Annotated in this window: 4 protein-coding genes; 2 read left to right on the top strand and 2 right to left on the bottom strand. The window is 59.5% G+C overall.

Annotation, left to right across the window (positions count from 1 at the left end; translation table 11 throughout):
• Window positions 1-34: 34 nt before the first annotated feature.
• Both ACF8O8_RS20315 and ACF8O8_RS20310 read right to left on the bottom strand, forming a co-directional pair.
• Window positions 35-2,044, bottom strand: coding sequence for a hypothetical protein (locus tag ACF8O8_RS20315; RefSeq protein WP_392510342.1), 2,010 nt, complete (start codon window positions 2,042-2,044; stop codon window positions 35-37).
• Window positions 2,045-2,116: 72 nt separating this feature from the next.
• The gene (locus tag ACF8O8_RS20310) at window positions 2,117-7,015 is read right to left on the bottom strand and encodes an RHS repeat-associated core domain-containing protein (RefSeq protein WP_392510341.1); all 4,899 of its coding nucleotides are present in this window, start codon (window positions 7,013-7,015) and stop codon (window positions 2,117-2,119) included.
• Window positions 7,016-7,210: 195 nt separating this feature from the next.
• On the opposite strand from ACF8O8_RS20310, the gene ACF8O8_RS20305 reads away from it, so the two are divergent.
• Together ACF8O8_RS20305 and ACF8O8_RS20300 are read left to right on the top strand one after the other, a co-directional pair.
• The gene (locus tag ACF8O8_RS20305; protein WP_392510340.1) at window positions 7,211-9,016 is read left to right on the top strand and encodes a hypothetical protein; all 1,806 of its coding nucleotides are present in this window, start codon (window positions 7,211-7,213) and stop codon (window positions 9,014-9,016) included.
• A 38-nt stretch (window positions 9,017-9,054) separates the two neighbouring features.
• A complete protein-coding gene (locus tag ACF8O8_RS20300; protein ID WP_392510339.1) occupies window positions 9,055-11,520 on the top strand; it encodes a hypothetical protein in 2,466 nt (821 codons plus the stop codon).
• The last annotated feature ends 59 nt before the right edge of the window (window positions 11,521-11,579 follow it).

The following is an 11,579-nucleotide window of genomic DNA, read 5'->3' as shown; positions in this document are numbered from 1 at the left end:
GCGGACGATTGCCAAAGCCGCTGCCGAGGCTTGCTCAAGGTTGGCTTACGTCACACGAGCCTCCGGTACCCTGATCGGCGACGCTGATCTTGTTGGCCGTGGTATTGGAGGTAATGGGTGGCTGCGTGTTGATGACGTAGCTCACCTCGGCCCGCCCGCCCGACGGCGCGGCGTCATAGATGGGCTTGATGTGCTGATCGTACGGCTCGACTCGCGTGACGAAGCCGTTCGCGATCTGCTCGGCGTTCAAGGTCACAGTCCAGGTTTTCTCGACGCCATCGATCAGGTTGCCATCCACAATTTGATCATACACCACCCAGTTCAGTGTCATGGTGGTGTTTGGTGGCACGTTGAAGCGGCTGCAGGGCGGTACCTTCACCCTGATCGCCGGGGCGGCGGAGGGGTCATCAGGGTCCCAGAGGGATTGGCAACTCAGCCAGAGCCGGTCCGTTAAACCCAGGAACTCGAGATCGTCGGCCGTCATGTCGATGGCCGATACCTCTACGAACTGTGGAAGCGACTCCTGTTCATTGAGCGCGTTTTCGTCGCCCCTCACGGTGTAATGCACAGGCAGCGCCAGCTTGTTACCAGCTGCCTCGATATAGCTCCACGGAATCGTGACGGACTTGTCGGCACCGGGTGCCTCATCGACAACCCAGCGTGCCGGGGTCACCTGCGTGCCGTCCCAGTAGAAGTCCACTACCTGGGGGGCTGCGGCGCCCTCGAATACCTTGAAGGTCAGCGTGGCGTCTCTGCCGCGGTCGGCCGGGGGAATGAGATTCGTATCGCCGCTGAAACTGGTGATTGTGGGCTCGAGCATCTTGTCGTTGACCGGGTCCGGCCAGTCGGGGTCGGGGTCAGGGCGTTCCGGGCCAGCAACGGAAAAGTCGACAGCGAAGTCATCGGCCGCCGGTCCGTAGGCGGCGTGGCCACGTAGCACCTGGTAGCTGACAGGGGTCGCTACCTCCCCGGAAGCCTTGCCGTATTCGTTTCGCAGGATAACGCTGGGTACGGGTATCGAAACAGGGAATGGGCGTGAGCCCACCTGTTCGACGATCAGGGGCGTCGTGCCCCACTTGATCGCGATCTTGTCCTCTTTGCGGTAATTGGTGTAAGCCGGTATGTCCACCTGCACACCCGCCTGTGCATCTTTCAGGCTCAGTACGCCGTCATGTGCCGCTCGCGGCACCTCGGGCGGCAGCAGGTCCTTGGGCTCTGGTGTGAGCACCACATCGACCGTCGCCGGCAGCCGGATGCGACTGCGGTTCTGGGCTTTGTCGAACAGGTAGTAGACGATGTAGAACCTGCCATCCCCCAGGTTGCGTAGCACATCTGCCGGAATGGTTATCTTGCGGTCGTCTGTGACGGTGCCATCGACGACAGGGTTATCGTAGTCCGCATTTTCTTCAGGCCATTCCTTCAGATAGAACGCCTGGTAGGTATCTTTGGATGCACGTTCCGGGTACTCAGGTATACCCAGTTCAATGCCGGCCTGGTGGTTGGTCAGGTAGGCTTCGTTGATGATCTCCGTAGGCGCGGTCAGCGGGGGAGCAGGCTCATCCCCCCAGGGCGGAACGCTGTCGCAGATCAGCTCGATAGGGTGCGAAACGTATTGGTCACCCTTGTGGTCGATGAGTTCGTAGCGAATCCACAGTTTGCCATTGCGTGGAATGGACGCCTGGGGAAAAGCCAGTGCTAACGGAAAGTCTCCTGGCACGAGGGGCGGGAGGAACTTTTCGACAGGGCCAATGGCCCTGAAGGTATTTTCGGCGCCAGTCAAGGTGAACTGCAGTTGTAACGTCGAGTAGTCATTTGGATCACTGCCCGGTGGCAGGTCAGACCATGCGGGGATCTCGACGGTCAGGTCGGTTTTCAGGCGGTCTTTATGCAGCGTGCCATCGTCACTGTCGATGATGCCTTGGACATTGGGGGCGGTCACCGGTAACGGCGCTGTCTTGTCAGGGGCATCTTGCAACTTCAGATACTTGCGCCGGGCTTTGGTGGTGCGGTCATGTTGCTGCGTGCTGAACGTTAGTGGTTTCATTGTTGTCTCCAACAAGTATGCCTGCCTGAAGTGTTTAACTGCAGTGACGGGTTTTGTGTTTCGGTTTGTTATTTAGCGTCTGATTTCTGTAGACGGTAAATATATTTTATGGCCGACTGGAATATCCTCTGCTACGGGGAAGAAATGCTTGGATTTTGAGACTGAGACAGGGCTTCTTGGGTGGATGATTTGCCTTGCCATTTTTAAATCGGATAGGGTTTTCCCGCTGTTTATTAGAGGGTCGTCGGTGATCGTTGTGACTGTATAACTGCCAGCGCGCCATGCAAGATTTGGTATTTTTGCAATCAACTGCATCGCGCCCACCGCAAGCCCCAAGATAGCTGCCGAGTAATTCAGGATTGTCCCAATATTGTTCCGCTTTTCATGCCCCGAAAGTATCGCTTCCGTTTGGAGCGCCGTACCGGTGACTGACAACGTGGCTGTAGCCACCGCGGCCGCCAACTTGATGCCGACGGCGAGCGATACGCTGGCAATTGCCCCGACACCTGCCGAAAATGCCGCACCCGCGCCACTGATGCCGCCACCGGCGGCTGCCCAGGCAGCCGCGATTGCCGGCGCAGCTACGCCCCCTGTCACCACGACGGCGGCCACTGAGGCAACGGCCGCGAAGAGTATGCCCAGGCCCAATCCGGTCCAGCCGATCGCACCTAAGGCCTTGCCCCGCCAGATGCTGTAGCTATTCAGGTCTGCCATCGATCGGCTTTGCCCGCTGTAGCCGATGCTGTAATGCCCGGTCGGGTCGCGGAAGGTTATCGGGTTGCCTTGGCAATAGCCGTAGTAGTTCAGCCCCCCCGCGCCGAAGGGGCTGAGTGCGTCGGGGCTGTGAAAGCGCATCAGCACCGGGTTGTAGGCGCGGTAGCCGCTACCGAGCAGGTACCAGCCGCTGTCGGGATCGAGCGCTTCGCCGTTGTAGCCCAGGGTGCCGAGCAGTGGATCGTCGGCGTGCCGCTCGCCATAGGCGGTATAACGGACGGCGCGCGTGCTGCCGGCCTGGCTCTCGGCGATCACGCTGTGGCTGGCACTGGTGTGCAGCAGCAGGGGCGATTGCGCACCAGTGCCTTTCTGCTGCTGGCCCAGCGCTTGTTCGTCATGATGCAGGTACAGGGTTTGCAGGCTGTCACGCACGGCCATGCGCAAACGCTGGCCGTCATGCAGCAGCAGCGTGCGCTCGCCGGCCTCGGGCCTGCTGACCAGCAAGCCGCCTGCGTCGTAGCCATAGGTGTCCGGGGCGCCGCTGTCGTTAAGGCCCAGCAACCGGTTCTGGCTGTCGTAGCGAATTGGCCGGGCTTGCTCGTCTCGGGTCAGGTTGCCATTGGCATCGTAGCTGAACTCAGGATTGGGCGCGGTGCGCGGCGGTGTGTACTCGATACGCTGCAGCTGGCAGGGGTCGCGTTCGGCATGAATGAACGTGGCGCGTTCAGCGGCCGGCCCACCTGTGAAGGAAGTGACGGTCAACTCGATGTTGTTGTAGGCATCGAAGTTGAACACCTGCATGGCGATGCTGCGGCCCAGCGCATCGCGAGGTTGGTCCGGCCCTGTGCAGTTGTACATGTTCAGGCGTGCATGGCTGTCGTAACCGAACTTTTCGACCAGTCGCGATACTCCGCCGACCTGCAGGGTGCGGCTGAGCAGGAGGTCATCCTTGTCCCAGACGGTTTCCTGCGTGCGTTCTGGCTGCCCGGGCTGACGCCAGGTGCGTTTGACTTCACGGTCCTGGTCGTCGTACTCGATCTTGGTTTCCAGGGCCTGTGCGCTGGCTCGGTCATGGCTTGTGATGAGTTCTATGCGGCCCAGATCATCGTATTTGAACTCGGCCTGCAGCTGCCCCTGAAGGGTTGAGACCAGGCGGCCCTGGGCGTCGTATTCATGGGTGGTGTCTTCACCGTAGGGTTCGTGGGTGTTCTTCAGACGATCCTGCAAGGTGCTGCTATGAATGCGGCTCCAGGTCTTGCCGTCGCGCTTGTCCTCCCAGTGTTCGGCGGTCAGCTGATTGGCTTTGTTGTATTCGAAGCGCCGTGCGCATTGCCGGTTGTCGTCGCTCAGCAATCGGGCGCTGACAGGGTCGTAGGCGAAGCTGGCGTGGTCCTCGGGCGCGGTGTTGCTGATCGGCTCATTGGTCAGCTGCAGGTTGTAGTCCTGCTCGATGGTCTCGCCAGCGGGGTTGATGCGTTGGCGCGGTATCGATTCACCGTCGCGGAACAGGAAGTACTCCGTCCGGTCACCGGTGGTGGTCCCTATCAGGCGGTCCAGGCCGTCGAAGTACTGCGCGCCGATCTGGCGGGCGGGCAACTGCACATTCGCCGGGGTTACCACCAGGCGGGTCGGCAGGTCTTCGGCAGAGTGTTCGGCGTAGGTGCGGGTGAGCAGGGTTTTATTCGGTTGCTCGGTCGTGAGCATCCGGCCCCAGGCGTCGTAGCTGAATGCAGTGGTGTGGTTGCGCTCATCCGTTTCGGTGAGCGTGCGTCCGAGGCCGTCATAGCTGTAGCGGCGTTCGCCAATCAGCTCCCCCAACGCATCCAGGCGCTTGCGCAGTACCGGCTTGTTGAACAGGTTGAGCCAGGTCTCGGTCTTGCCACTGATGGCCCGTGCCTGGCGGGTGGATCGGACGTTCATGCCGGTGCGGTTCTGCACCTGGGGTCGGGATCTCAGTCTCCCGCCTTCTCGCCAGCTGTAGCGAATGGCGCCCTGGTGATCGGCGTTGCCGATCGGGTCCAGTACGTTGTGCTGCTCCACGTCGTCCGGGCCGATGGTGCAGCATTGCTCGCCCCAGTCGTCGTACCGCGTTTTTGTTACCAGGTGCAGGTACTGCTGGGCTTGCAGCCAGTCGGTAACGCTCTCCTGTACCCGGTTGCCGTACGCATCGTACTGGATGGCCAGGATTTCGTAGAAAGCGCCCGGCCTCGCCTCGAGCACGTTGTCACGGCTCTCCCGGGTCGGCCGTCCGAGGCCGTCCAGCTCGGTTTCGGTGGTGATGCCGCGAGCGTTGGTGACTCGGGCTCGGGCAATGTCGGCATCGCTGGCACAGAGTTGGTAGTCGTAGCGTTTTTTGGCCTCGAACGGTGTCTCTGGCGATACCCTTTCCTCGGTGACTCGGCGCAGGGCGTCGTACGCCCATTGTGTGTGAACCCCGTTCTCGTTGAGTTCGTAGAGCTTCTCGCCATGCAGCAGCGAGCGCCGTTGAACGGTGGACCGTTGCGCGCCGTCGTAACCAAAGAGGGTCTTGCGGGTCTCCAGTACCTGATGGCCGCCCAGAGGGTCTAGCAGTGAATTGAACTGGTACTGGGTGGTGGTTTCCAGCTTGTTGCGTTTCACCACCTCCTGATAGCGACGGCCATGCCGCAGGCTGGACTTGGGCGCATCGAGGTAATAGTAAATTTTCTCTTCCAGGGGATGCGCCGGATCGTGCGCATGCGTCAGGGTTTCACTGTGCTCGACAACCATGGGGTTGAGGGTGATGGCGTTGCCTGCCAGTGGCGCCAGCGCCTTGTAGCGGTAGTGCTGAGTGAGAACAGGGGCTTGCCCCCGGCTGCTGCTCGCCGGGGTGGTGGTTTTGCTCTTCAGGTGACGAACGAAACCATTGGCATCACCGGGGTAGCCATCTTCCGCTTGGGTGCCATACCACTCTTGGGTCTCGGTCACGCCGTTGGCGAGTTTGCGCCAGATGATGTTGCCCGATGTATCGTAGGTGGTTTCGACGGTTTCAAGTCGGCTGCGCGTGATGTTGTCCGCCAGCGACCAGCGTGTCTGCTCCCTGATCGGCATTTGCAGGGTCGACACCTGTTGATTGAAGGGGACGTCCTTGATGTTGTACTGCATGGTGACTTCATGTACGCAGTTGTTCTGCACGGTTCTGGTCGAGGTCAGCAGATGGAAGCGGTTGAAGGTGCGGGTGATGTCGCGCAGTGCCGTTCCGTCCTCGTCGCGCAAGGTTTCGACCGTTTGATACTCATAGTCGTACCGTTTCGACTCGTACAGGTTGTCCAGCCCGTTGTCAGACCAACCGATCCCGGCGCCGTAACCCAGAAAGTTGTTCGAGCCCGGATAGGTATAGGTTCGCTGGAACGCAGGTTGGCCACCGCGCGGTTCGATGACGTGCCGGGTCACGCGCGGCAGGGGGGGCCGGGCGTTACCGGGGAACAGATGGCCACGGTCCTGGTAGTAGAGATATTCACGGGCACCGGTCGGGGGCTCGACCTTGCTCACGCACAACAACCCGTTCACCAGGGCGTATTCCAGGCGCCAGCTGGCCAGCTCATGGGTTGGCAGCACGATCGATGTGACCCAGTCCGTGTTGATCAGGTTCATCGCATAAAGGGCAACGGGCTGGCCGTTGTCGCCCTGATAAGGGCGCTCGCGCAATTCGATGCGGCTATCGTCGCGTTCGATTTCCAGCAGGATCTCCTCACGCTCGTCGCTGATCGAGCTGAGCATCATGTAAGACGAGTTGAACGGTTGGTACTGGAGGTCGATCCTGTGCCCCGTGGCCGCGTAGATCTCCACCGGCAGGGCGATACGCCCGTTCGCGCTGCCCATTTCTTCGAGGATCTCCACCAGGCCTGAACGGTGCACCACGCGATAGCGCGCGTTGCCGCCTGGCCCGGCAGGCTCGCGGTAGAAGTGAAAGTGCGCCAGCCGTTGTTCCTGCATTTGCAAGCGTGAGCCCGAACTACCGGTCACTTTGAATGATTCACCGCTGTACGTGGTGATGACCTGTGTATGCGGTGCGAACTGCGTCAGTGACAGATTCCATCCCCGCCCCCAACCCGAATCAATCATATTGAGCGGGTTGAAGTTCAGGCTGAGCTCAAGCTCGGGGCCGGAGAAGTAATTGGCGCCCAACTCGGGAAGTTTGATGGACAGTGTGTATTGTCCGGTGCGGCTATCGACACCGCTCTCCATGAAACTCATGAAGTTAAGGGCGTTGGAATGCAGTGAAGATTCCGTACTCATAATGAACGTTCTCACTCTGCTTGTCAGGGGGCGAGCGCTGTAATACAGGGGCTGCGCGTGCCGAATACGTGTCGACAGTAGTGGAAGTTTCGTGTGTTGACACCTATCAGTTTTGCCAGGTGTTCAGGTTCCGGGGCGGTGTTATATCTATGCCAACTCTCGAATCGGAAATGTGCAAGGCGGAGATATTCATACATGGACATGCCAGACGTTTCACACCTTAATGAACGTATGAACTCTGTCGACCTGGACGCGCTTGGCAGTGCCGATCTGATGACTTGGATTAGCTATCCCGGCATCGCCGAACACGACCTGATATATATCAACTGGCGGGGGTGCAAGGCCGACAACAGTGCCGAGGACCTCTTTGGCGAACGCGAAGTATTGAGCCTGGATGCTGGCCGCGGGGAGATCCTGATCGATAACGCACTCGTCACTGCCTTGCGCGGTGGCCAGGTGTTCTATTCGTTCACGCGTCTGGACAACGCCGGCAATCCTGTGGGGCCTGAGTCCAAGCGTCGTTTCTTCTTCGTTGACCGGCCCGCTGAAGGCATATGGGCTTTGCCGGTTGCCCATTTGCAAGATGCCCATGAGGGGGTGATCGACGTCAACCTGCTCAATCCCGAAGGCATATTGCTGGCAACAGCGCCCTATGCCGCCATGGCCAAAGATGACAAGGTTTTCCTGAGTTGGGAGCCGTGGTTCAACGAGTCCATGCCGGGTGCGCCGATCGAGCAAGTACTGGAAGTGCAGGCATCTGATCCTGGTCGACCATTGTTGTGGCACCTGGAGGTTGGCGAGGTCTTCATGTATCTCGGCGGCTTCGCCTTTTTGCACTATCGCATCGAATTCGCCGATGGCACCAGCAGCCGGTCGCCAGTGCAGCGCTTTGACATCGTTTCGCCCGCCGCCGGCGACCCACCGCCGGCACCCTTGCTGGCTGCGCCACGTATCCCAGGGGCGACGGATGGCGCGCTGGATCCTGATGACGAAACCTATCGCGCCGGCCTTCTGGTGGAGGTGGACCCCTATCCGGAGCTGGAATTGGGCGATTCGCTGGTGCTCTATGCCGTAGGGCCGGAGGTGACGCTGCGCAGTCTGCGTGTGGATGCGAGTTCGGTGGACAGCAAACGCTTGACCTTCCACCTGGAGCGGGAGTGGCTGCAGAGCGAGGTCAACCGCGGCAAGCGGTTCGCGTTCAGCTATGAGTTTTCGCGTCAGGGCGCGCAGAGGCGCTCCCAAGTGCTGGATCTGGTCTTGCAGCGCAAGCTTTACCTGCCTTTACCGATAATCCCGGACGCCACGCAGGAAGACGGTGACGCGTCGTACCAGGGCGTGGTCCATCCAAGCAGGCTGGAGTCTGGCGCCAAAGTGCGAATCCCGGCAGAGGCCGAGCTGGGTGATGGCGCGGAGCCTGCGCCGACCGTCAACCTGCATTGGGAAGGGCACGGCAGCACGGGGGCAGCCATCGTTCCCCGGCCGCCGTCAGGTGACACACGCCTGTTCACGGTGCCGCGGTCGGCCATGGCCGCCAATCTGGGTAGACGTCTGTGGGTGTACTACACCGTCACCCGCGCCGGCGAAACGCCACGCACATCAGAAAAGTTCGAGCTGCGGGTAAGCGATTTCGATCAGCGCAGCTACCCGATAATTCAGGTCGAAGGTGCCGAGAACCGGGAATTGAAACTGCATGAGGTTCCAGTGGGTGGCGCTTTGTGCACGCTGCCTTTTTGGACGTTCATGGCAGAAGGGCAATTGCTGGGTATCGAGGCGCTAGGCCGTTCGGTATCTGGCCAGGATGTCACGCATATTCTGCGTCCCCCCACCGAGGCGGTGACATACGACGAATATTCTGATGGCGTTATTGAAGCCTACCTGCCCAAACAGTTTCTCGGAAACCTGGAATTGGGCAGATATTTCAGGTTGAGCGTATCTGCAAGTTTCGATGACGGCGAAACCTGGCGGGCATTTCCAATCGTTGATCTTAAGCTGATTTCTTAAGCAGACGCGCCTGCGTGTGTATAAATGTGAGGTGATGTATGTCGAGCAATTCGAAACAGGATTTGCTGGAGTGGTTGCAGTCTGACTACCGGATGTTGGGGTGGAATACGATTTTCGCTATCCAGAAGGACAAGGCGGACGCTTTATTGACCCAGGAATATATACGGCGCTTCAAGACCAGCGCTTACCTGGACCCTATCAGCGGTGAGACGGCGCCGGACAATGGTTACAAGGTTTATATGCAGAACTTTGTTCTGGATCACCCGCGGTTGTCATTCGATAATGCCGATATCACCGGTTCGCGTGCCAGCCTGCGTATGAAAATACTCGGCGGCAACCAGGTAGGGCTGAAGCAGGTGGGAGCCCATTGGTACCCACAGCGGATCGATCGGATAGAACCTCTGGTCGGGCCAGAGCTGCGCCTGCGTCTGGAACTGTCCGACGTGCCTGGCTATGTCGCTGACAACGGCGCGTTGACGCTGGACTTGCACAACAGTGATGACTTTGTGGTGACCTTCTCGGATTCCAGGCGCGTTCGCGAGCTAGGGGGGGACTTCTTCAAGGAGCTGTTTCGGGGGTTGCCGGACCATCAACGTGTCTGGTCATTCGGCAGCATCGAACATGGCGAAAATGACCTGATGCGGCCCGAGTCGTTCATCCTGCGTACCCAGCGTAACCCCTCGGTCGCCCTGGCCCCGATGGAGAGCGATGACGCCGCTGACGTGGACGGTGCGCTCGTGGGGCTGGTCGCGATGGGGCCCAGTAACGGGCCGCAGAATATGCCTGGCCCGGAATACCGTTACTTGATCCCCGATGACAACGGTGATTACTCGGCGACGGTACTGCTTGATAAGGCCTGGGTGGCGTTGGCTACCGTGTTAAGCAAACTGCCATTGGAGTTTTTCACGAATGTTGAATTTGAATTTGAACGTGCAGAAAACGGTGATCTGACAGCGACTGCCATTGCAGGTGTGATCGCCGCAGAGAAAGAAAGTTTTGTTAGTCCTTACCATGAGCAAAGCTTGCGCGGTAGTGTTGATTGTCGGGCGTACATCGATTTGATTACCGATGAGCTGCCGCTCAAGGATGTGCTGAAGTTTCGTGTGTCAGGGGACCGTGTTTCCATGGAACTGGTCACCGTTCATACAGCCACTGCGGATTTTACCCGATATGAAGAAATCGTCGCCACGCCGCAGTCCTGGACGTGGGGGCACGCGTGCGTGGGGCTCTGGCATGCTGAAATCAATGTGGAAATAACAGCCGGTTGGCAGATACAAGACCTGCAAGGCGCTACGTTGAAACTTGAAGAGTATAAGCACAAAATATACCCCAAACAGGACGGTTCGTTTAAATTTGAAGGGGACCCCTACGAAGATCAGACCAGCGCGTTGAGCCTTTTTCATGTACTTTGGGGAGTTGCAGCGCCGAATGTTTCATTTGTCTCGCTGAGCTCCGATCGCGGCCCCCTTGCCGCAGCAAGAGCCGCACTCGCCAAGGACCTTCGTTTAGACCTGTACATGGAGGAATTGATCGATAAGACCATCAAACTGAACTTTGGTGGCGCGATACTCGCAGGCGAGCGGCACATGCCCCGCGACATTGCCTGTTTTGGCGGCGTCGCTCCACAGCTGACCACGTTCGCCGTCACCCCCCTGGAAAAAATCGTGACCCACGGCAGCACGTTGCAGCTTGCCACCGTCCCGGCGCAAGCCAACGTAACCTGGTCGGCCGAGTCGGTAGAGGGCTCCTCGGATGACCCGGGCCATTTCGACCAACACACCCATGGCCTGTATCTGGCGCCCGGGGCCACGGGCATCGAAGGTGAATTTACCAGGGTGCGTGTCACTGCCACTGTTCCAGGCTCAGGCTTTGCCAGTTCGGCCCTGCTCACCGTGGTCAAGAACGCGCTGCAGGTCAGCCCATTGCTGTCAGTCTGCCAGGTGGGCGATGAGGGCGTCAGCCTCAAGGCGGACAGTGTCGCTGAAGGACCGCTGCAATGGCGCATCCTCGGCGCTTCACCCCATGGCAGGCTGGCGCAGGAATCGGGCACGGCCAATCGCTATATCCCCGGCGAGAACCTGCCCGACAAGTCATTCATCGTCGAAGAAGTCGAGGTCCGTAACAGCTTGACCAATGAGCACCGGACGCTGTGCATCGTTACCCAGATGACCCTGAAACGTCCCTCTGATGTGGTGGTGGACAAGCGCGATGAACAACACGCCAGGGTGTGGCTGTCGATCCATTTCAGCGAGGCGTCAGGTGTCGACCAGTTGACGGTGGTGCATGGCCCGGGGCAGATCGATATCGATGAAGACGGCAAGCCTTACTACCAGGCCGACGCCGCGAGCCCCGCACATTTCTGCGTGGTTGGTGCGGTCTGGAGGCTCTCCCCCGACTTACCCATCACGCTCGAGGGTTTCATCGTGCTGCCGCTGCCGCTGGGGCAGCACAGTCAAGCCTATCAGGCCCTTGAGCAGGCAGCGCAACGGGCAACGCGCAGGTAGTCAACCGGCGTTCACCTAAACCCATACCTTTCAGCACTCCAGTTGAGCGGGGCCACATC

Source organism: Pseudomonas sp. TYF_14 (genome assembly GCF_043105275.1).
Taxonomy (GTDB): domain Bacteria; phylum Pseudomonadota; class Gammaproteobacteria; order Pseudomonadales; family Pseudomonadaceae; genus Aquipseudomonas; species Aquipseudomonas alloputida.
This window is presented reverse-complemented; position numbering and strand designations above follow the sequence as displayed.

What these genes read in the sequence shown, in the direction of transcription:
- ACF8O8_RS20315 (WP_392510342.1), bottom strand. Translation starts at nt 2,044, where the DNA reads ATGAAACCACTAACGTTCAGCACGCAGCAACATGACCGCACCACCAAA.
- ACF8O8_RS20310 (WP_392510341.1), bottom strand. Translation starts at nt 7,015, where the DNA reads ATGAGTACGGAATCTTCACTGCATTCCAACGCCCTTAACTTCATGAGT.
- ACF8O8_RS20305 (WP_392510340.1), top strand. Translation starts at nt 7,211, where the DNA reads ATGGACATGCCAGACGTTTCACACCTTAATGAACGTATGAACTCTGTC.
- ACF8O8_RS20300 (WP_392510339.1), top strand. Translation starts at nt 9,055, where the DNA reads ATGTCGAGCAATTCGAAACAGGATTTGCTGGAGTGGTTGCAGTCTGAC.